This window comes from Brevibacillus sp. NPDC003359 (genome assembly GCF_042878995.1).
GTDB lineage: Bacteria > Bacillota > Bacilli > Brevibacillales > Brevibacillaceae > Brevibacillus.
Window position 1 is genome coordinate 1 of sequence record NZ_JBIAOR010000001.1, and the last position, 25,991, is coordinate 25,991.

The 25,991-nt window shown below is 48.8% G+C and carries 2 protein-coding genes; both read left to right on the plus strand.

All coding sequences use genetic code 11. The features are described 5' to 3' along the window. A partial coding sequence (locus ACFYU8_RS00005; RefSeq protein ID WP_391364930.1) for an amino acid adenylation domain-containing protein occupies nucleotides 1–2,760 on the plus strand: 2,760 nt, incomplete at its 5' end. A gap of 4 nt (nucleotides 2,761–2,764) precedes the next feature. Then, nucleotides 2,765–25,978, plus strand: a complete 23,214-nt coding sequence (gene lgrC, locus ACFYU8_RS00010; RefSeq protein WP_390297143.1) for a linear gramicidin non-ribosomal peptide synthetase LgrC — start codon at nucleotides 2,765–2,767, stop codon at nucleotides 25,976–25,978. Nucleotides 25,979–25,991: the final 13 nt, after the last annotated feature.

Below are 25,991 nucleotides of genomic sequence, written 5' to 3' on the forward strand. Positions count from 1 at the left end.
AGTCTCGCTTACGTGATCTACACCTCTGGTTCTACCGGGTTGCCAAAAGGAACGCTTGTCATCCATCGAGGCATTGTCCGTCTCGTCAAAGGAACTGACTACGTGACAATCACCGAGCAGGACGTTTTCCTGCAAGCATCGACAGTATCGTTCGATGCGGCGACCTTTGAGATTTGGGGCAGCTTGCTGAATGGGGCAAAGCTGGTGCTGATGCCGCCTGATCTGCCTTCCTTAGAAGAACTGGGACAAGCCATTCAGACTCACCAGGTTACGACGCTTTGGCTGACGGCGGGACTGTTCACACTGATGGCTGATCATCACAAAGAGTACCTGACAGGGGTTCGGCAACTGCTCGTTGGTGGAGATGTCGTCTCAGTTCCTCACGTAAGAAAAGCTTTGGAAATCGAAGGAGTCACGATTATCAACGGGTACGGTCCAACGGAAAATACGACATTCACCTGCTGCTATCCGGTCACAGAGCTGCCAGAGACGATCAGTTCTTTCCCGATTGGCCGCCCCATCAAGAATACGACTGTGTACGTGCTGGATGGCAAAATGCAGCCCGTCCCGATTGGTGTAACAGGTGAACTGTACATTGGCGGAGATGGTCTGGCGAAAGGATATTGGAATCGACCTGATTTGACGGAAGAACGCTTTGTACCCAACCCGTTCTCAACCGATCCACAGGCACGACTCTATCGGACTGGTGACTTGGTTCGTTACCTGCCAGATGGTCTTATCGAATTCATCGGCCGAATCGATAATCAGGTAAAAATCCGCGGATTCCGCATCGAGCTGAGTGAAGTTGAGTCAGTTTTAGCCAAACACCCTGCGCTTGCCGCATCCGTAGTCATTGTCCGCGAAGATGAACCGGGCAAGAAACAGCTCGTCGCTTATGCGGTCAAAGAAGCGGAGAAAGAAATAGACACAGCCGAACTGCGCCAACACTTCAAAGCACATGTTCCGGATTATATGGTGCCATCTGCTTTCGTCATGCTGGATGAATTGCCGCTTACGCCAAACGGGAAAGTAGACAGAAAAGCACTTCCAGTCCCTGTCTATGATCGCAGCCAAGCTGTTGATTCGTTTACACAGGCTACCAACCTAATCGAACAAAGACTGACGGAAATCTGGTGCGCCGTTCTGCGAATGGATCGCATCGGCATTCACGATAACTTTTTTGAGCTTGGGGGCGACTCCATCCTCAGCATTCAAATCGTCGCGCGTGCAAACAATGCTGGCATCCATCTAACTCCGAAGAATCTTTTTGACCATCAAACGATTGCAGATTTGGCAAAGGTTGCAGGCCAAAGCACGAAAATAGAAGCAGAGCAAGGAATGGTAACAGGTGAAGCTCCACTATTGCCGATCCAAAAATGGTTCTTCGAGCAAGAGCAGCCAACACCACATCACTGGAACCAATCGATGCTCCTGCAAGTGAACGAACAATTGGACGAAGAGCATCTGGAGCAAGCGATTACCCACCTGCTCAATCACCACGACGCCCTCCGCCTGCGTTATACCTACACAGATGGACAGTGGAAGCAGACACACGCAGAAGTCGAATCGGAAGTTTTGCTCATCGTGGAGGATCTTAGTATGATCTCGCCAGCTCAGCACATGAGAAGAATCGAAAAACTTTCACACCAGGCACAAGCGAGCCTAGATTTGGAAAACGGACCGCTCATGAAGATCGTGTACTTCGATCTCGGGTATGATCGACCGGGCCGTTTGCTGATTGTCATTCACCATTTGGCGGTAGACGGCGTATCGTGGCGAGTGCTGATCGAAGACTTGCAAACGGCATACATGCAGGCTGTGAAGGGAACAGAGATTCAATTGCCAGCAAAGACAAGCTCCTACAAGGCATGGGCAGTAAAAATGAATGAGTACGCATCTTCTGAACGTATTGTCGCTGAAAAGGAGTACTGGATAGCTGCAGCAGACGAGATGGTGTCCTTTACACCACCAATCCATGACGGTGAGTTGAACATAGAAGGAAACTGCCGGACGATTACGATTTCAATGGAGGAAGAAGAGACAGAAACCCTGCTACAGAAAGTACCGTCCCGTTACCGCGCGCAAATCAATGATGTTCTATTGACCGCGTTAGCACTGGCATACGCCAAATGGACTGGAGAACAATCCCTACTAGTCGCCCTAGAAGGTCACGGTCGTGAAGAATTGTTCTCCGAGGTTGATCTCTCCCGCACGGTCGGCTGGTTTACGTCAATGTATCCACTCCTGATTCGTCTGGATCAGAACATGTCTCAGGAAAATGTGCTGGTAAGAGTCAAAGAGAAGCTTCAACAAATTCCGAACAAAGGCCTTGGATACGGCATCCTGCGCTACTTGACAAAAGATAGCGAGGTGTCCGAAAAGCTAGCGGCTATTCCGCAACCACCGATTAGCTTCAACTATCTGGGACAGTTCAATCAGGCGGGAGAAGGAGATTCCCTGTTTGGATTTGCGACAGGAGAAAGAGGCTCCAATATCAGTCCGGACAACAGACGGGCTCATCTGATTGATGTGGTAGGGGCAGTCACAGGAGGCAAGCTGAACCTAAGCTTCCTCTACAACGAGACATTGCATAGCGAAGCGAGCGTCGAGACTTTCGCCCGTCATTTCACGGAAATCCTGCGTTCACTGATACAAGCGGAGAAACAAAGCTATAGAACCGAAGACTTCGAGGATGCAGACTTGAGTCAGACGGCGTTAAACAAGGTTCTCTCCAAGCTGAAGAAAAGAAAGGGGAATTAATCCAATGGGGGATTTTACTGATCTATACACCTTATCCCCGCTGCAAGAAGGGATGTTGTTCCATTCGCTGTACTCTGAGGGTTCAGCCTATATGGTGCAGAACATTGCCATTCTTACAGGCGAGCTTGACATCGTCAACTTTGAAAAAGCCTGGAACAAAGTGGTGCAAAGACATTCCATTTTGCGTACTGGATTCCTTTGGGAAGAGGTAGAGAAGCCGCTTCAGGTGGTCTTCGAAAGTGTTCCTTTTTCCATACAACAGGAAGACTGGTCACATCACACCGATGAAGAGCAGAAAACCATGCTGACATCGTTTTTGCAAAAAGAAAAAGAGGCAGGCTTCGACTTGAGCGAAGCCCCTCTCATGCGAGTGACGGTCATTAAAAAGGCCAAAGATGTGCACCAGTTCATCTGGAGCTTCCACCATTTGCTCTTGGATGGATGGAGCAGCCCCATTCTTTTTCAGGAAGTCCTCGATTTCTATGAGGCGTACTGCCAAGGCAAGGACTTGAGACTTCCACAGCCAAAGCCATTCAAAGATTATATCTCCTGGCTTCGCCGTCAGGACAAGACAGAGTCTGAAAAGTTCTGGCGCGAGTTCCTAGCGTCCGTCGAGAGTCCCACACCTCTTCCCTTTGAATCTTATCCCTTGAGAGGTTCAGAGCAGGAAAAAGGGATTCATGAATCGACTCGAACCTTGACTAATGAAGTCTCGAAAGCTCTCTTAAAATTAGCTCGAACTTATAAGGTAACGATCAACACCATCGTGCAAGGGGCATGGGCCATTCTCCTCAGCCGTTTGAGCGGAGAAGAAAGCGTGGTATACGGCGTAACCGGTTCCGGGCGCCCGAGCGATCTGCCAGGTGTAGAGCAGATGGTTGGTATGTTTATCAACACATTGCCGATGAAAACGAAAGTCGAGCCTGAGCAAACGTTGGATCAGTGGTTCAAAGAGTTACAGGATCAGCAATCTAGAGTCCGACAGTATGAATACTCTCCATTGGTGGATATCCAGGGCTGGACGGATGTACCGCGTGGACTACCACTGTTTGAAAGTATTTTCGTATTTGAGAACTATCCGCTGGGAGAAGGGGAAGAGAGGGAATTCGGTTTTTTCATCTCTAGTGTACAGCACTTCCAAGAAGTAGATAATCCGCTCACGATTGTCGGGATTCCGGGCGAGCAGTTTAGCATCAAAATGATGTACAGGACAGACCGCTTTGAGCAGGTGGCAATCGAACGGACACTTGACCAAATGGCATCCATTCTAGTAGCAATCGTCGAGAATCCGAAACAATGCCTGTCCTCTATCTCTTTTCTCAGTCAAGAAGAAAGACAGCATCTACTGGTCGGGCAAAACGATACCGCGAGCGACTACCCTCGGGATAAAACCGTTCAACAACTGTTTGCCGAAACAGCAGCCCAATACCCAGATCGTATCGCCGTCGTGTCGGGGGAAGAGCAGTTGACCTATGCCGAGCTGGAGGCAAAAGCCAATCAGCTTGCCAACTACTTGCAAAAGCAAGGAGTAGTAACGGGTACTTTTGTCGGACTTTGCGTAGAGCGCTCGTTAGAGATGCTCGTTGGTATGCTCGGGATTCTCAAAGCAGGTGGAGCGTATGTGCCACTCGACCCTGCGTATCCGCAAGAACGTCTTGCTTTCATGATGGCAGATGCCCAGATTTCAATTTTATTGACACAGGAGCATTTGTCTTCCAAGTGGCAAGAACAAGAGCTTACCATTTTCTATCTCGATCATGCTGGGGAAAAATGGGCAGAAGAAAGTACACTTGCTCCTCAAGCAGATATGACCGCGGACAGTCTCGCTTACGTCATTTACACATCTGGTTCAACAGGTACACCAAAAGGAGTGCTGGTCGTCCATCGCGGAATTGTTCGCCTGATCAAAAACACGAACTACGTGGCCATTACGGAAGAGGACGTGTTCCTGCAAGCCTCTACCATATCGTTTGATGCTGCTACCTTTGAAATTTGGGGTGCGTTGTTAAACGGAGCGAAGCTGGTGTTGATGCCGCCACATCAGCCTTCACTCGATGAACTGGGAGAGGCGATTCAGAATCACAAGGTGACTACACTTTGGCTGACGGCTGGTCTGTTTACGGTCATGGTTGACCACAAGGTGGAGTACTTGCGCGGCGTGCGCCAACTACTTGTCGGTGGAGATGTTGTCTCCGCATCACATGTACGCAAGGTACTTTCACTTGACGGTATCACGGTGATTAACGGCTATGGCCCGACGGAAAACACGACTTTTACTTGCTGCAATCCCGTCATGGAGCTTCCAGAAGGCGTCAACTCCTTCCCGATCGGCCGACCGATCAGCAATACCACGGTGTACGTATTGGACAAACATCAACAACCTGTCCCTCTGGGTGCAGCAGGCGAATTATTTATAGGCGGGGAGGGCCTCGCTCTTGGTTATTTGAACAATCCGGAGTTAACCGCAGAACGGTTTGTGGAGAATCCGTTTGACCCACAAGGAAATTCTCGCTTGTACCGTACGGGTGACTTGGTTCGTTATTTGCCTGATGGCACGATTGAGTTTATCGGGCGTATCGACAATCAGGTAAAAATCCGCGGCTTCCGCATCGAATTAGGTGAGGTGGAAGCAGCACTCAGCTTGCATCCGTCCGTGAACGAAGTTGTGGTCATGGTCCGTGAGATTAAGCCGGGCGAGAAGCATTTAACTGCGTATCTTACCGTTTCAGGAGACATCACGCTCGAAACTACTGATTTGCGTGCATGGACAAAAACGAAGTTGCCAGAATTCATGAGGCCATCATTTTATATTTTCCTTGATGCGATGCCTTTGACGGCAAATGGTAAAATCGACCGCAAACAACTGCCGGAACCGGAATGGACAAATCCAGCTTCCGCCAAAGGCTACATAGAGCCGCGCAATCAGGTAGAAGAGCTGATTGCCAACATATGGTCGCAGGTGCTCCGAGTCGAAAAAGTGGGGATTCACGATAACTTTTTCGAGCTTGGTGGACATTCACTTTTGGCGACACGAGTCATTTCACGTCTACGAGAGGCGTTTGGAATAGAGCAGACGGTTCGCTCCATTTTTGAACATCCGACCATTGCAGCATGGAGTGAACAGGGAGCAGCACTTCTTTTGGGAGATAAAGAAGCGATTGGTGGATCGATTCAGCCTGTGTCAAGACAGAGCAATCTGCCGTTGTCTTTTGCCCAACAGCGATTGTGGTTCTTTGATCAATTCATGCCAGAAAGTCCGATGTACAACATCCCATCTGCGCTTCGCATGCAAGGTGAACTCGACGTAGTGGCATGGGAGAAGAGTTTACAGGCGATTATTTTGCGTCACGAAAGCTTGCGTACCACGTTCCACGAAATAGACGGACAATCCATACAAGTGATTCATCTGCATATGGACTGGAAAATGGACATTCTGGACTTACGCGACCTATCAGCTGAAAAGCAAGAACAAAGGATAGAGCAGTTGGCTGAAGCCGAAACTGCCCGAGCATTTGCCCTTGGACAAGGACCGCTGATACGCGCGACGATGATCCAAACAGATGATCACGCATATGTCTTCTTGATCAACATGCACCACATCATCTCTGATGGTTGGTCGATGGGCATATTCTATCGCGAATTGCTTGCCAATTACGAAGCTTTCAGTAAACAAGAAACACCAGAGCTAGCAGAGCTACCGATTCAATATGCGGATTTTGCCACATGGCAGCGTGAGTGGATGGATGGCGAAATCTTAGAGCAACAGGTTACTTATTGGAAAGAAAAACTGAGTGGAGCAGAACCGCTTCTAGCACTGCCGACAGACCGTTCGCGCCCTGCTGTGCAATCCTATAAAGGAGCCATTTACACCAAGACCTTTTCTGCGGACTTGCTCGCCAAAATGAAAGTACTTAGCCAAGAGTCCAATTCTACCTTGTTTATGACGTTGCTGGCTGCATTCCAAACCCTTCTATACCGCTATAGTGGTCAAGAAGACATAGTTGTGGGAAGTCCGGTAGCTGGGCGCAATCGTCAAGAAACCGAGAATTTGATTGGATTCTTCGTCAACACTTTGGCACTCCGAACCAACGTAACAGGAGATGTAGCATTTACAGAATTACTGGCACGAGTTCGCGAAACAGCGTTGGAGGCATATGCACATCAAGATTTACCTTTTGAAAAATTGGTCGATGAGTTACAGCTAGAGCGTAGCCTCAGCTACTCGCAGTTGTTCCAGGTCATGTTTGTCCTGCAAAACTTCCCGCTGGAGGAAGCAGTAACGTCCGGCATTCAGCTCACACCATTGGATTCTGAGCGACATTTGACGACCTCCAAGTTTGACCTCACATTGACAATGAGAGAGCAGGCAGACGGACTTGTGGCCTCCTTTGAGTACAGCACAGATTTGTTCGACAGATCGACGATAGAGCGAATGACTGGACATTTGCAAAATCTGCTTGAGGCTATCATCGCCCAACCAGAGGAGTCGATTGAAAAACTTGATCTTCTAAGGGAGAGCGAACGAAATAAACAGGTGGTAGAGCTTAACAACACAGGGAGCGACTACCCTCGGGATAAAACTGTTCAACAACTGTTTGCCGAAACAGTAGCCCAATACCCAGATCGTATCGCCGTCGTTGCTGGGGAAGAACAGTTGACTTACGCCGAGCTGGAGGCAAAAGCCAATCAGCTTGCCAACTACTTGCAAAAGCAAGGAGTAGAAACGGGTACTTTTGTCGGACTTTGCGTAGAGCGCTCGTTAGAGATGCTCGTTGGTATGCTCGGGATTCTCAAAGCAGGTGGAGCGTATGTGCCACTCGACCCTGCGTATCCGCAAGAACGTCTTGCTTTCATGATGGCAGATGCCCAGATTTCAATTTTATTGACACAGGAGCATTTGTCTTCCAAGTGGCAAGAACAAGAGCTTACCATTTTCTCTCTCGATCATGCTGGGGAAAAATGGGCAGAAGAAAGTACACTTGCTCCTCAAGTAGATATGACCGCGGACAGTCTCGCTTACGTCATTTACACATCTGGTTCAACAGGTACACCAAAAGGAGTGCTGGTCGTCCATCGCGGAATTGTTCGCCTGATCAAAAACACGAACTACGTGACCATTACGGAAGAGGACGTGTTCCTGCAAGCCTCTACCGTATCGTTTGATGCTGCTACCTTTGAAATTTGGGGTGCGTTGTTAAACGGAGCGAAGCTGGTGTTGATACCGCCACATCAGCCCTCACTCGATGAACTGGGAGAGGCGATTCAGAATCACAAGGTGACTACACTTTGGCTGACGGCTGGACTGTTCACGGTCATGGTTGACCACAAGGTGGAGTACTTGCGCGGCGTGCACCAACTACTTGTCGGTGGAGATGTGGTCTCCGCATCACATGTACGCAAGGTACTTTCGCTTGGCGGTATCACGGTGATTAACGGTTATGGCCCGACGGAAAACACGACTTTTACTTGCTGCAATCCCGTCACGGAGCTTCCAGAAGGCGTCAGCTCCTTCCCGATCGGCCGACCGATCAGCAATACCACAGTGTACGTATTGGATAAACATCAACAGCCTGTCCCTCTGGGTGCAGCAGGAGAATTATATATAGGCGGGGAGGGCCTCGCTCTTGGTTATTTGAACAATCCGGAATTAACCGCAGAACGGTTTGTGGAGAATCCGTTTGACCCACAAGGAAATTCTCGCCTGTACCGTACGGGTGACTTGGTTCGTTATTTGCCTGATGGCACGATTGAGTTTATCGGGCGTATCGATAATCAGGTAAAAATCCGCGGCTTCCGCATTGAACTAGGCGAAATCGAGACGGTGTTGCAGAGCCACCCGGCTGTAAAAGAAACATTACTCATGGTGAGAGAGGAAACTCCTGGAGACAAGCGCCTTGCCGCCTACCTCGTTTTTGCAGAAGAAAAAGAGGTTAATCACATTGAGATGCGATCATATCTCAAGGATAAGTTGCCAGAGCACATGATCCCATCCGCCTTCGTGAAGTTGGACAGCTTCCCGCTGACACCAAACGGAAAAGTGGATCGCCGGGCGCTACCAATCCCTGACTATTCCCGAAATGAGGCGGATAGCGGTTATGTAGCACCTACAACGGATCTGGAAATGAAATTGGCGGAAATCTGGAAAAGTGTGCTGGGTGTTGCGAACATCGGCATCTACGACAACTTTTTCGAATTGGGCGGCGACTCCATTCTCAGTATCCAGATCGTTGCAAGAGCCAATCATTTAGGAATTCGTTTCACACCCAAGCAACTTTTTGAAAATCAAACCATTGCAGAATTGCTACGCGTTGTTACTGATTTGAGCCAAGCAACAGATACAAAATGGAAGAATGAACAGGGCGCTGTTACTGGATATGTACCGCTCACTCCAATCCAAAATTGGTTCTTTGACTCCAATCAACCGTCGCTACACCACTGGAATCAGTCGTTACTGCTGACTGTTCAGCAACCAGTAGACCTTGTTGTATTGGAGCAAACAATCGAGAGCCTACTGGCCCATCATGATGCGTTGCGTATGCGCTTTTCACACCATGACGGCATGTGGACGCAAATGATGGAAGGTCTTGAAGAGAACGTTCCATTCCGTAGCGTGAATCTGTCTAACCTGCCTAAACAGGAACAGGAGTCCAGGCTGGAGGAAATCTCCCAAGAAGTACAAGCGAGCTTAAATATCACAGAAGGCCCCATCGTACAAGCTGTGTACTTCAACATGGGCGAAGAGCAAGCTGGCCGACTGTTGCTCGTCATTCACCACCTAGTTGTTGACGGTGTATCGTGGCGTATTTTGCTGGAGGATCTGCAACATACCTATGATCAAATAGTGAACGGTCAAGACGTACAAATTCCAGCAAAGACGACTTCGTTCAAGATGTGGGCTGAGCAATTAGTTGAGTATGCCAATTCAGACGCTATCCAGCAAGAAAAAGAGTCCTGGCTTAAACAAGTTCACGAGGCGAGTCCGATCCCGATTGATCACTTTTATGAGCCGAGTCAGAATACGGAAGCGACAACCAAGCAAGTAACATTCTCTTTAAATGCAGGAGAGACCCGTGCTCTGTTGCAGGAAACACTTTCTCCTTACCGTTTGAGAATGAACGATGTATTACTCGCTGCCTTAACAAAAGCGATGCACCGCTGGACAGGGAAACAGACGTTGTATTTCCATCTCGAGGGGCATGGACGCGAGGATATTTTGGAAGGAGCAGATTTATCCCGAACCGTTGGCTGGTTCACGAGTATGTATCCTGTACAGCTTACACTTGACGAGACGAAACCGTGGAGCGAACTGCTGAAAGCGCTCAAAGAACAGCTTCGAACAATTCCGCAAAATGGAATTGGCTATGGTATCCTGCACTACTTAAGTCAGGATGACGAGCTGAAAGAGCAGTTGAAGTCTCGAATGAAGCCAGAGATCAGCTTCAACTACCTCGGCCAGTTTGATCAGGTAGTTTCGTCTAACGCTAAGTTTGGCATGGCTGCTGAATCGAGAGGCTCAAATCTTGCACCCGATTCCATTCGCGCTCATTTAATTGATGTAAACAGCGTCATTTCCGGAGAACAACTGCATATCACTTGGTTTTACAACGAAAACATCCACGAGAAAAGTACGGTGGAAGCAGTTGCTCGTGATTATATGGACGCCTTACGTGAGATTATGGCACATTGCCGCTCCGAAGAAGCAGGAGGCTATACTCCTTCTGACTTCCCGTTGTCTCGTCTGGATCAGCGTACACTCGACACCTATGTGAATAGAGATCACTCCATCGAGAACATATATCCACTGACGCCGTTGCAGGAAGGAATGCTTTTCCATTCCCTATACGAACAAGAGGGCGGAGACTATGTGGTTCAATTCTCCATGACGATCCATCATTTGCACGTCGATGCTTTCCAACAAGCATGGCAAAAAGTCATAGATCGTCATTCTATTCTGCGTACCTCCTTTATCTGGGATGGAGTAGTCAATCCGCATCAAATTGTCCGCAAGCACGTACGAGTGACAGTTGATGAAAGAGATCTGCGACATTTACCAACGGATGGGCAGAAAGCAGCGTTAGACGCATTTTTGGAAGAGGATCGCAAGCGGAACTTCTCGATTACAGAACCACCTCTCATGCGTTTGACTTTGTTCAGGATTAGCAACGAAGCTTATCGCTTTATCTGGAGCTTCCACCACGTACTACTGGACGGTTGGAGCTTGCCGCTCGTCCTGAAAGACTGGTTTGCCGCTTATCTAGCGCTGGCAGATGGAAGAGACATTCAGCTTGGGGCTGTACAACCTTTTTCCCAGTATGTTGCGTGGATCCAGCGTCAAGACTTGCAAGCTGCGGAACGCTTCTGGCGCAAGCATTTGAAAGGGATATACGGGCCGACACAAATAAATCTCGGACAAGCTCTCCAATCCCTTGGTGAACCAAAAACCTACGACGAGCGCTTTATCCGATTCTCGACCGAGTTTACAGAACATCTGCAATCATTTGCCCGTCAGCATCAGGTAACGTTGAATACATTCATACAAAGTGCGTGGGGTATGATCCTCGGAGCTTACAGTGGTGAGACAGATGTCGTATTCGGGGCAACTGGTTCAGGACGTCCAGCCGATTTGCATGGCGTAGAAAATATGGTTGGTTTGTTCATTAATACGCTTCCGGTTCGAATCACACTCGATCCAAGCAAAACCGTTCGGGTATGGCTGCGCGAATTGCAAGAAATACAATTGGAGATTCGCCAATATGAGTACACGCCGCTAGTTGACATCCAGAGTTGGAGCGAATTCGAGCGTAACACATCGCTGTTCGAAAGTATTTTTATCTTTGAGAACTACCCGATCGACGAGTCTGTAAAAGAAGTGGACAGCAGTATTCAAATTTCTGATATAGACTCTGCGGAGCAAACAAACTATCCACTCACCGTAGTATGTGGCCCTGGCAAAGAATTTGTCCTCAAAATCGTTTTTGATCAAAACCGATTCGATCATGTACGTATCGAACGTGTCCTAGAGCAAATGACTCTTCTGCTCCAATCGATGACAGCAAATCCTGATCAACCTCTGGCTGATGTGCGCATGATCAGCGGGATCGAACAAGAGCAGGTTTTGGTCGAGTGGAACGAAACGAAGGTGGATTATCCAAACGGGCTTTGCATTCATCAAGCATTTGAACACCAAGTAAAAAAGACGCCAGATGCGATCGGACTTATGTACAAAGAGATGGAAATGACGTATGCCGAACTGAACCAGCGAGCGAACCAATTGGCGCATCATCTTCTTGCCCAAGGCGTGAAATCAGATACGCTCGTCGGAATTTGCATCGAGCGCTCTCCTGAGATGATCGTCGGGATTCTCGGTGTGATGAAGGCAGGTGCCGCCTATGTTCCAATCGACCCGGCACATCCGCAAGAGCGTATTGCCTACATGATCGAGGATTCGCAGGCAAACATCGTGTTGACCCAGCAATCTCTGGCAAACCATTTACTTACAACTAAGGCTCAGGTAATTTGCCTTGATAGTAATGCTCTAGAGAATGAACCTGTTCACGATGTGATGTGTGGGGTTACAGAACAAAATCTTGCTTATGTCATTTACACATCTGGTTCCACTGGCTTGCCGAAAGGTGTTATGGTCGAACACCGTAGTGCGATGAATATGGCTTATTACCTGATCGAGTTGTTCCAAGTCCAGCCTTCTAGCCGCGTCCTGCAGTTATGTTCGTTCAGCTTCGACGTATCTGTCGCTGAGATCGTCATCGCTTTGATTTCGGGTGCGACCTTAGTCATTGAGGATCGGGAAATGCTATTGCCAGGCCCTGAACTCATCTCTGTCTTGCAAGAAAAAGAAATCACAACGGTTATGACAGTGCCCGCTGTACTCGCGGCATTACCTGACGCCGACCTACCTGATCTGAAAACATTAGTGATCGGCGGCGAAGCACCAAGCTATGAGCTCATCACTCGCTATGCAAATCATCGTCAATTTTTCAATTGCTACGGACCAACGGAGGCAACCGTTTGCACCACGTTAATGCTAATGGATTCAAATCTGACGAACACGCCAATTGGCCGCCCAATCGCCAATGCTACCATCTACGTATTAGATGCCAATCTGAAGCCTGTCCCTATAGGCGTATCAGGTGAGCTGTACATTGGTGGAAAAGGCTTGGCACGCGGTTACTGGAATCGTCCAGAGCTTACAGCGGAACGCTTTATCACTCATCCGTTTGGAACGGAAGGCGAACGTCATTATCGCACAGGCGATCAGGTGCGCTATCTGCAAGACGGTAACCTCGAATTCATCGGACGTATCGATAATCAGGTCAAAATTCGTGGCTACCGCATCGAATTAGGCGAAATCGAAAACGCAATGAGAAAGCACTCTGCGATTCGAGAAGCTGTCGTTATCGTACGAGAAAATCGTTTGGCTGCTTATCTGATAGCAATGAGTGAAGAGAAGCCAGCCATAGAGGAGCTCGCTCTCTATCTGAAAGAGACATTGCCAGATTACATGATTCCAGCAGGCATAGTCTGGATGGAGGCTATTCCGCTTACGGTCAACGGAAAAGTAGACCACCGAGCACTACCTACACCAGATTGGGGACTTTTGACCACACAACAAGAGTATGTCGCACCTCGCACACCAACAGAAGAAATAGTGACTAACATTTGGACACAGGTGCTTTCCGTTGAGCAAGTCGGGATTCACGACGATTTCTTTGAACGAGGGGGCCATTCCCTCCTAGCTACCCAAGCAATTTCCCGTATGCGTCAAGCTTTTGGCGTAGATATGCCGCTTCGTACGCTGTTTGATTATCCGACAACGGCTGCGATCAGCGAAAAAATTACGACATTGCTACAAGGGGAAGCGATACTCACTGACATCCCGCTCGTGCCCGTGTCGCGTGACGGACACTTGCCACTCTCGTTTGCACAACAACGTTTGTGGTTCTTGGACAAGCTGTTGCCAGACAGTTCCGTATACAACATCCCATCTGCTGTTCGTCTGCACGGTGAGCTAGACGTCGAGGCATGGGAACGCAGTCTTAAGCTGATCATCCAACGTCATGAGAGCCTGCGAACAACTTTCTCTGATATCAATGGAGAAGCAGTTCAAGTCATTCACTCGAAGATCGAGTGGAGCCTGGGAAGAATCGACTTACGAGACTGGAACGAAGAGGAGCGAGAAGTAGAAGCATTGCGTCTCGCCATAGAAGATGCAGAACAGTCGTTTCATCTGAATCAAGGGCCGTTATTACGCGCAAAACTGATTTGCATTGATGAACAAGCGTATGTATTTTTGCTCAATTTACACCACATCATTGCGGATGGCTGGTCCATGAGTGTATTCATGGGTGAGTTAGTCTCCATCTACGAAGCGTTATCTGCTGGAGAAACACCACAGCTTGCCGAAATGCCGCTACAATATGCAGATTATGCCACATGGCAACGCAATTGGTTACAAGGAGAAGTATTGGAGCAACAATTGACGTACTGGAAAAATCAATTAGGCGATGCAGAACCACTTCTGAGATTGCCGACAGATCGTCCACGTCCTGCCGTTCAGAGCCATAAAGGGGCGATGCATACGATTAGGCTCTCAGAAAAACTGCTCGCCGATCTAAAAGCGCTCAGTCGTGAAGAAGGATCAACCTTATTCATGACCTTGCTAGCTGCCTTTCAGACCCTGCTCTATCGCTACAGTGGTCAAAAAGACATCCTCGTCGGAAGTCCGGTCGCAGGACGAAATAGACAGGAAATGGAGTCACTTATTGGTTTCTTCATTAACACCTTGGTAATGCGTACGGACATGTCTGGGGAACCAACCTTCCGAGACTTGCTTGCAAAAGTACGAGAGACCGCACTGGAAGCGTATGCGCATCAAGACCTGCCGTTTGAAAAACTGGTAGATGAACTGGAGCTGGAACGAAGCCTAAGCTACTCACCGTTGTTCCAAGTGATGTTCGTACTGCAAAACATCCCGATGGAAGTACAAGAATTGTCCCAGATTCGCATCGAGCCTTTCCACAGAGGTCAGGAGGGCGTAAGCGCCAAGTTTGACATCACCTTGACGACCGTAGAAGCAACTGATGGACTTATCGCAACATTCGAGTACAACACCGATCTTTTTGATCCAGCAACGATCGAGCGTATGGGGAAACATTTCTCCAACCTGCTGGAGGCGATTTCGGTAAATCCGATGCAACCGGTCACAGCCATACCTCTCTTGAGTGATATGGAAAAGGAGCAACTTCTCCTTCAATGGAATGATACAAATGTACCTTTTGAACGTGAAACATGCGTGCATGAAAGGGTTGCACTGATTGCACAGGAGTTGCCAAACCAGTTAGCTGTTGTTTCCGAAGAAGGGCAGATCACCTATGCAGAACTGGATGCCAAAGCGAATCAGGTAGCGAACTACCTGCAAAAACAGGGAGTATCCTCCGAAACGCTTGTCGGCATCTGCGTAGAACGTTCCATCGATATGCTCATCGGTCAACTGGGAATACTCAAAGCTGGCGGTGCTTATGTCCCAATGGACACGGCGTATCCACAAGAGCGTCTTGCTTTCATGATGAAAGATGCCAATATGCCAGTTGTATTAACCCAAGAACGACTGTTAGGGCGATTGCCGGAAGGAACTGCGTCATTCATCTGCTTGGATCGTGATTGGAATATCATTTCGGAAGAGAGCAGCGAGGCACCGAATATTGAAATGACAACAGAGAATCTGGCGTACGTCATCTACACGTCTGGCTCTACTGGAACGCCAAAGGGGGTAGAGATCGAACACGCCGCTTTGTTAAATCTCATTTTCTGGCACCAACGGTCGTACAGCGTAGATTCAAATGATCGAGCTTCACAAATCGCAGGAACAGCCTTTGATGCATCTGTTTGGGAAATCTGGCCATATCTAACAAAGGGAGCAACGCTGTATCTCCCATCTGAAGAAATCCGGCTTGTACCTGAGGAACTCAGAGATTGGCTTGTTGCATCGGGTATCACGATTAGCTTTTTGCCAACGCCATTGGCGGAAAGATTGCTTACCTTGGAATGGCCAATCAACGCTAAGCTGCGCTATATGCTCACAGGGGGCGACAAGCTACACGATTACCCACCAGCAACAATGCCGTTTACTCTTGTGAACCAATACGGTCCAACCGAAAACGCGGTTGTCGCCACAGCAGGTGCCGTTCCGACAGAAGCTACTCATGTATTCGCACCATCAATCGGACGTCCAATAGACAATGTGCAGGTATACGTCCTTGATGAAAAGCTAAAACCTGTGCCGATTGGTGTAGCCGGAGAGCTCTATATTGCAGGAGACAGCTTGGCACGGGGTTATCTGAAGCGCCCTGATCTAACCAAAGAGAGGTTCGTAGCCAATCCATACTCACAAAAACCGGGAGCGCGCATGTACCGAACTGGAGACCTGGTTCGTTACCTGCCAGATGGAAACATAGATTTCATTGGTCGTGCAGACGATCAGGTGAGCATTCGAGGATTCCGGGTCGAACTAGGTGAAATTGAAACAGCTCTGTACACTCATCCAGCGGTAAAAGAAACCATCGTCCTCGTACGTGAGGATATTCCGGGCGTAAAACGACTTTCTGCCTACGTCGTACTTGGAGAAAAACAAGAGATTCAAGCAAGTGACTTCCGTAGCTATCTAAAGGAAAAGCTGCCTGAGTATATGGTGCCAGCTGCATTTGTCATCATGGGTAACCTGCCGCTGACGCCAAACGGTAAGGTAGATCGACAAGCATTGCCTCTACCTGATTTATTACACACTGAAACAGAAGGCAGTTTTGCTGCTCCGACAACTGCTATTGAGGCTACGCTTGCAGATATATGGAAAAAAGTTCTAGGTATTAATGAAGTTGGTATTTATGACAACTTTTTCGAGTTGGGTGGAGACTCCATCTTGAGTATCCAAATTGTTTCTCGAGCCAATCAGGCTGGAATTCGTTTGACACCGAAACAGCTCTTGAGAAATCAAACCATCGCGGAATTGGCAAGTGTCGTGACAGCGACTGGCGGCATACAAACAGTAAAAATCCAAGCAGAACAAGGCATCTTGACGGGAGAGGTGCCGCTCACGCCAATTCAATCGTGGTTCTTCACGACTGAACAACCGTCGATCCATCATTGGAATCAATCCTTGCTTTTGACGGTTCAACAACCCGTTGACCTGACTGTTCTAGAGCGTGTCATCGAGAGTCTGCTCACTCATCATGACGCATTACGTATGCGTTATAACCATACGGAGCAAGGCTGGACCCAACATATGGAAGGACGTCCTGAGACCATTCCATTCCGTAGTGTGGACCTGTCCGCTGTTCTAGAAGAAGAACAAGCCGATCGTCTGGAGCAAATCGCAAACGAGGTGCAATCAAGTCTACATGTAAGTGAGGGACCCGTTTTCCAAGCCGTTTACTTCCATTTTGGAGCGGACCAACCTGGTCGTCTGCTGATTATTGCCCACCATCTGGTGATAGACGGTGTTTCCTGGCGCATTTTGCTAGAGGATCTGCAAACTGCTTACGGGCAACTTGTAAACGATCAAGAGGTGCAATTCCCAGCGAAGACGACTTCATTCAAGTCATGGGCAGAGCAATTGCAATCCTATGCGAATTCCGAAGCGCTCGAGCCGGAAAAAGCGTTCTGGCTGGGCCAGAGTGATGAAGTGAGTCCACTTCCAATTGACCGTGCCTTCGAGCTAAGTCAAAACACAGAGGCAACCTCCAAACAAGTCAGTCTTGCGCTTACCATTGAAGAAACTCGCGCGTTGTTGCAGGATACGCTTTCGCCTTATCGCCTGCAAATCAATGATGTGTTGCTTACCGCTTTAACTAAAGCAATGAATCGGTGGACAGGTGAAATGATAGTAGCCATTCATCTGGAAGGACACGGACGCGAGGAAATTATCGAAGGAGCAGACTTATCCCGCACGGTTGGCTGGTTTACGAGCATGTACCCGGTACAGCTTTCGATTGACCCTTCGAAGCCGTGGGGTGACGCTTTGAAAGCGGTCAAGGAACAGCTTCGTCACATTCCAAAGAAAGGTGTCGGCTACGGCATTTCCCGATACCTCAGTCAGGATGAGGAGTTGAAAAAACTCCTAGGTGAAAAGCCGAAGCCAGAAATCAGCTTCAACTACCTCGGACAGTTTGATCAGATCGTTCAAGCCGAATCGAGATTTGGCATGGCGCAAGAATCAAGAGGCTCCAATCTGGGGAAAGACACAATACGTCAGCACCTGATTGATGTAAACAGTGTCATAACCGGAGAACAACTCCATGTCACATGGATATATAGCGAAAACATTCATGAGGAAAGCACGATTCAAGAGCTTGCTTGCAACTATCTGGAAGCTTTGCGCCAGATCATTGCGCACTGCCAGTCCGAAGAAGCAGGCGGCTATACGCCATCTGACTTCCCACTAGCGCGAATGGATCAACGTGCTATCGACAAGCATCTGGGACAGGATCGCCTGATCGAGAACGTCTATCCACTGAGTCCATTGCAAGGTGGCATGCTGTTCCACTCCCTGTACGAGCAAGAGGGGGGAGACTATATTGTTCACTTTGCCATGACGATGGAGGGCTTGCACGTCGATGCGTTTGAACAGGCGTGGCAAAAGGTAGTGGATCGTCATCCGATTCTACGTACCTACTTTGTTTGGGAAGGTTTAGAGGCACATCAGATTGTACGCAAACAAGTAAATGCATCTGTAGAAAAAATCGACCTTCGTCATTTGACGACGGAGCAGCAAAAAACGGAACTGGCGCACTATCTAGAAGCTGACCGTAGACGAAATTTCGAGATTGCTTCTCCACCACTCATGCGTTGGACGTTGTTCCACTTACGTGAGGGAATTTATCGCTTCACTTGGAGCTTCCATCATGTATTGCTTGATGGTTGGAGCGTACCAATTGTACTAAAAGACTGGTTTAGTGCTTATGTGTCCATAGCAGAAGATAGAGAGGTTTCGTACAGCTTCGTCCAACCATTCTCTGCGTACATCGATTGGATACAGCGCCAAGACTTGAAAGCTGCTGAACATTTTTGGCGCGAACAGCTCAAAGACTTCCACGAGTCTACACCATTAGCGATGAGTAACCACTCAGGCGGCCGGGAAAATATGCCGAAAGTGTACGAAGAGAAAGAAATTCGCTTATCGGCGGAAATGACTTCACGTTTGCAAGCCTTTGTCCGTACACATCAGTTGACATTGAATACGCTTGTCCAAGGGGCATGGGCTCTCATCCTGAGCCGATACGGCGCAACGGATGATGTCGTCTTCGGTGCAACAGTTTCCGGTCGTCCGGCTGAGCTGCCTACCGTAGAGGGCATGGTAGGTCTCTTCATCAACACCCTGCCGATTCGTGTATTGATAGATGCGAACAAATCGGTGCGGGAATGGCTACGCGAGATTCAAGAACATCAAGTGGAGCTTCGCCAGTTTGAGTACACACCGTTGGTTGACATCCAAGGCTGGAGTGAAATGGCGCGTAATGCTGCCCTGTTCGAGAGCATCTTCGTTTTTGAGAACTACCCGATTGGTGAATCGGTAAAAGATGAACATTATCAGCTGCAATTATCTGACGTGGAGACGATGGAACAAACGAATTATCCAATCACCGTCGTATGCGGTCCGGGTAAAGAGTTCATCCTTAAGATCAAATACGACCAAAGCCGATTTGCGTCTGAAAATATCGAACGTGTACTGCACCAAATGTCTTACTTGCTCGAATCCATGATGGCAAAACCTGAACAGTGTCTCGCAGAGGTGTCGATGATCAGTGAAAGCGAGCTCCAGCAGGTATTAGTCGAATGGAATGACACGAGCGTGGATTATCCGACCCAGCTTTGCATACATCAGGCATTCGAGAAACAAGTTGAAAAGACACCTGATGCTATTGCACTCGTCTACAAGAAGATGGAGTTGACCTATGCCGAGCTAAACAAACGTGCAAACCAGCTGGCACACAGGCTGATTGCATGGGGTGTGCAACCGGATAAGCTAGTTGGCATTTGTGTCGATCGCTCTCCAGAGATGATCATTGCTTTCCTCGGTGTGATGAAAGCAGGGGCTGCTTATGTGCCTATTGATCCGGCGCATCCGCAGGATCGCATTGCCTACATGATCGAAGATTCGCAAGCGAACATTTTGTTGACGCAAGTATCGCGAAAAGACATGCTACCAGTCCCTTCTAAACAGGTGATTTGCCTCGATAGCGATGAACTGGCAGATGAGCCTACCACAAACGTGGATATCAGCGTCAATGAGCATCATCTCGCATACGTAATCTATACTTCTGGATCAACTGGATTGCCCAAAGGGGTAATGGTCGAGCACCACTCCGTTATCAATTTGACACATGCCCTGATCCATTCGTTCCAAATCGATGCGACGAGCCGGGTTTTGCAATTCACATCATATAGCTTTGATGTTTCTGTCTCCGAGATCGCTATGGCCCTGCTCGCTGGTGCCACACTAGTCATTGAGGATCGCGAATTACTTTTACCTGGTCCGGAGTTGATCCAAGTCCTGCTGGAACAACGCATCACGACGGTGACAATGGTTACCTCCGTACTATCTGCCTTGCCACAAGCGGATTTGCCAGACCTGAAGACCCTGATTGTCGGTGGGGAAGCGTTAAGCCGTGAGCTTGTCGCCCGTCACGCGAAGGATCGCCAGTTCTTTAACTGCTACGGACCAACAGAAACAACTGTCACCGCTACTCTCATGCGTTGTCAGAATAACGGCGAAAATCCATCGATCGGCCGACCCATCGCCAATGTGGAAGTGTATGTACTGGATGCATACCGGCAACCTGTGGCAATAGGCGTACCAGGCGAGCTGTACATCGGCGGCAAAGGAATAGCCAGAGGGTACTGGAATCGTCCTGAGCTTACGGAAGAACGCTTTATCCATCATCCGTTCGGCAAGGAAGGAGAACGCCTCTACCAGACTGGTGACCTGGTTCGCTATACGGAAGACGGACATCTCGAATTCCTCGGACGAATCGACGACCAAGTCAAAATTCGTGGTTATCGAATCGAGCTGGGCGAAATCGAAAATAGACTCAGACAGCATCCAGCCGTTCAAAATGTCGTAGTTATCGCGCGTGAGGAGCGGGAAGGAGACAAGCGTTTAGCAGCTTATCTCGTTGCAGCAAACGAACAACAACCGGGTGATGCTGAGCTTATACACTACCTGAAAGAGACCCTACCGGAATACATGGTTCCATCAGGTTACGTATGGATGGCAGAGATTCCGCTCACGGTTAACGGGAAAGTAAATCGCCGTGCCCTTCCAGCACCGGATTGGGGACACGGTGGGACAGAGAAAGAATATGTGGCACCGCGTACACCAACAGAGGAAATCGTTGCCCATATTTGGTCGCAGGTTCTTGCCGTTGAGGGAATTGGAATTCACGATGACTTCTTTAATCTAGGTGGACATTCGCTCTTGGCTACCCAAACCGTTTCCCGCCTGAAAGAAACATTTGGTGTGGAAGTACCACTCCGTGCCTTGTTCGAAAATCCTAGCGTGGCACAAATGAGCGAAAAGTTAACCGGTTTACTGGAAGCCAAATCGAAAGTTGCCAGCATTCCACTCGCTCTCGTTTCTCGCGACCAGCATCTACCGCTTTCATTTGCACAGCAACGCTTGTGGTTCTTGGATCGCTTAATGCCGAACAGTGCCTTGTACAACATCCCCTCTGCCATGCGGATGCAAGGACACCTCAACATACATGCATGGGGACGCAGTCTGCAGATGATCATCGAGCGACATGAGAGCTTGCGAACAACCTTCACTGACATCAACGGGGAAGCGATACAAGTCATTCACCCAGAAATCGCGTGGAGCATGGGCAAGATTGATTTGCGTGATCTACCAGAAGAGGAGCGTGACACCGAGGTACATCGCCTGGAGAGAGAAGAGGCAACCAAGCCATTTGACCTAAGTACAGGACCGTTACTGCGGGCCACGATCATCCAGATCGGCGAAGAGAATTTCGTCTTCCTGCTTAACATGCACCATATCGTATCTGACGGCTGGTCGATGAACATTTTCATACGAGAGCTGGTTGCGATTTATGAAGCGCTTTGTAAGGAAGAAACGCCGCAACTCACCGACATGCCACTACAATATGCAGACTTTGCAGCTTGGCAGCGTGAATGGCTACAAGGAGAGGCGCTGGAGCAACAACTCGCATACTGGAAAGCGAAACTGAGTGGCAGTGAGCCGCTATTGGCCTTACCGACAGATCGTCCGCGTCCACCTGTACAGACATATAATGGAGCCTTATACACGACGAGTTTCTCAACTGAGTTTGTGGAAAAATTACACGCGCTCAGCCGACAAGAAGGCGCCACGCTCTTTATGACCTTGCTCGCGGCATTCCAAATCCTGCTTCATCGCTACAGCGGTCAAGACGACATTATCGTCGGAAGTCCGGTTGCTGGACGCAATAGACAAGAAACGGAGTCATTAATTGGCTTCTTCATCAACACTCTGGCGATGAGAACCGATATGTCTGGCGCTCCAACCTTCCGTGAACTACTTGCAAGAGTGCGCGAGTCTGCACTGGAAGCATATACCCATCAAGACCTGCCCTTTGAAAAGTTGATAGATGAGCTGGAGTTGGAACGCAGCCTAAGCTATTCGCCGCTCTACCAAGTCATGTTCGCTCTGCAAAACTTCCAAATGCAGACTCATGAACTTGAGGGCATTCGGATTGCTCCGTTTGAAAGCAAGAGCCAAGAAGTGATGTCCAAATACGACATCAGCTTGACTATGGCAGAAACGCCAAACGGCCTGATCGCTACGTTTGATTACAATACAGATTTGTTCGACCAAACAACGATGGAGCGAATGGTGACTCATTTCCATCATTTACTGGAGGGAATAGTCGCCCAACCTGATCGATCGATCATGGCGTTACCACTGCTTCGTCCGGATGAACGTGAACAGCTTATACTCGCGTGGAACAACACAGCTACAAATTACACGTATGAGAAGACAGTACACGAGCTAGTCGCCGAAATGACAAGGAAAATACCGAATCAACTGGCAGTCGTCTCCAAAGAAGGCTCGCTCACCTACGCAGAGCTGGATTCTAAAGCGAATCAACTGGCGAACTACTTGCAACAACAGGGGGTTACGACAGAGACTCTCGTTGGTATTTGCGTCGAACGCTCTGTCGAGATGCTGATCGGCCAATTAGGGATTCTCAAAGCAGGCGGCGCGTTTGTTCCGATGGACCCATCTTACCCAAAGGATCGCCTTGCTTTCATGATGGATGACACGAACATGCCGATCGTATTGACCCAAGAACGCTTGCTTGAAGCATTGCCAACAGGTGATGCAACGTTTATTTGTCTCGATATCGATTGGGATTTGATTGCCAATGAGAGCACTGAATCACCCGAAATCACGACGACAACGAACAATCTTGCCTATGTCATTTACACCTCCGGTTCTACCGGAACACCAAAAGGAGTGGAAATCGAGCAACGCGCTCTTTTGAATCTCATCTATTGGCACCAGCACGCTTACAACGTCACGCCAGAAGATAAAGCATCACAAATCGCCGGAACAGCCTTTGACGCCGCTGTTTGGGAAATTTGGCCGTATCTGACGGCTGGAGCCACGCTGTATCTGCCACAAGAAGAGATTCGTCTCGTACCGGAAAAACTGCGTGATTGGCTCGTCGACTCAGGAATCACGATCAGCTTCCTGCCAACGCCATTAGCAGAGAGCTTGATGTCTGTTGAATGGCCGACCGATTCAGATTTGCGCTACATGCTGACAGGCGGTGACAAACTGCATCACTATCCATCGGCTCATCTGCCATTTACATTGGTAAATCAGTATGGGCCAACGGAAAATGCCGTCGTAGCTACAGCAGGCATCGTACCTGTACAAGCTGGTCAGATAGCTGCACCAACAATCGGACGCCCAATCGACAATGTGCAAGTATACGTTCTTGACGCAAAGCTGCAACCTGTGCCGATCAGTGTTGCAGGCGAACTGTACATCGCAGGGAACAGTTTGGGTCGCGGATATCTAAAACGTCCTGATCTGACACAAGAACGCTTTGTCGAAAATCCGTTCGCTCACATTCGAGGGGCAAAAATGTACCGCACAGGAGACCTTGTCCGCTACCTGCCGGACGGCAACATCGAGTTTATCGGTCGTGCCGACGATCAGGTGAGTATCCGTGGTTTCCGCGTCGAGCTGGGCGAGATTGAAACCGCCCTGTACACTCACCCTTCGATCAAAGAAACGATAGTCCTTGCCCGTGAAGATATGCCAGGTGTGAAACGACTGGCCGCGTATGTCGTGCTAGAAGAAGGTGGAGAGGATCAAGCTGGCAACTTCGACAGCTACCTCAAAGAAATACTGCCGGAGTACATGGTACCAGCCGCATTCGTAATCATGGATGCTCTGCCACTCACTCCAAATGGCAAAGTAGACCGTCGTGCATTACCTATACCGGAGTACACAGTGAGTAATGGAGAATTCGTTGCTCCAGAGACGTTTGTCGAGAGAGTATTGGCCGAAATATGGAAAAAGGTTCTAGGCGTAGAGCAAGTTGGAATTCACGATAACTTCTTCGAACTCGGTGGTGATTCGATTCTAAGCATTCAGATCGTGTCCCGCGCAGCCCAATCTGGAATCCGCTTGTCACCGAAGCTCTTGTTCGAAAATCAGTCGATTGCCGAGTTAACACATGTAATCGGGGAGTCGGTTAACATTTTCGCCGAGCAAGGCATCGTCACAGGGGAAGTGCCACTCCTGCCGATTCAGTGCTGGTTCTTCGAGCAAAAATTGGCAGATCGTAACCACTGGAACCAATCTGTACTTTTAACTGTCAAACTGATCGATCCAGAAATTTTGAGACAAGCTTTCTATCACTTGCTCGGACATCATGATGCCCTCCGCCTCCGCTTCTACCATCAGGAGGGAAAATGGAAGCAAATCAACGATGATTGGACAGATATTATTCCATTTACCGTAGAGGAATTGGGTCATTTGCCTTATGAACAGCAAGTAAAGCGAATCGGGGAAATCTCTGAGGAAGCCCAGGCAAGCTTGCATCTCTCGGAAGGTCCGTTGCTTCGTGCCGTCTACTTCGATTTGGGCAGTGAACAGGAAGGCCGCTTGCTAATTGTCATTCACCACTTGGCAGTCGATGGTGTGTCTTGGCGCATCATCACGGAAGACTTGAGTAAGGCCAGCACCCAATTGCTTCAAGGCAAGCAGGTGCAACTGCCGCCAAAGACCAGCTCCTACAAGTATTGGGCTGAAAAATTGACGGAGTACGCTCAATCAGACAGCCTGCGAGAGGAAGCGGATTATTGGCTAAGCAGCCTCGATACAGAAGTCAACGCTCTGCCAAAAGATTATGAGAACGGAAAGAACCGAGAGCTTACTGCTAGGATGGTTTCTGTTGCACTTACGCAGGAAGAAACCAAAGTACTCTTACAGGAATTGCCTTCGATCTACCAAACTCAGATCAATGACGTCTTGCTCACTGCATTGGCAGAAGCGATCTTCGTCTGGACTGGAAATCAAACCTCCCTAGTCCATTTGGAAGGACACGGACGTGAAGAGCTCTTCGACGATGTCGATCTGTCCCATACCTTGGGGTGGTTCACGAGCATGTATACCATCCTCTTGGATACGAGAGGAACTACCTCTCTCAAAGAAGCGCTACAAACGACCAAAGAACAGCTGCGTAGCATTCCGAACAAGGGGATCGGCTATGGAATTCTCCGTTACCTGAACGAAGAAATGACTGAAAAGTTCAAGTCTTTGCCAAAAGCAGAAATTAGCTTCAACTACCTCGGTCAGCTTGATCAGGCAGTCGATGACACAGAATCCTTGTTTGGCTTTGCAAACGAAGCTAGAGGCGACAACTTCAATCGCAACTCAGAACGTCAGCACCTGCTGGATTTCGGTAGCTCTGTCGTTGGGGGACAATTGATTGTAACGATCGCCTTCAGTGAAGAGATTTATCTCAAAGAAACTGTCAAAGATTTGGTGGATTACTATGTAAACGCGCTACGCCAATTGATCGAGCTAGGTCAGACGGAGACGGCCGCAACACCAACGACAAGTGATCTATCCGAATTCGGTTGGGATGATGAAGAGATTGCCGACTTACTAGATCTCATCCAAGACAAGTAATGAATACGAACTG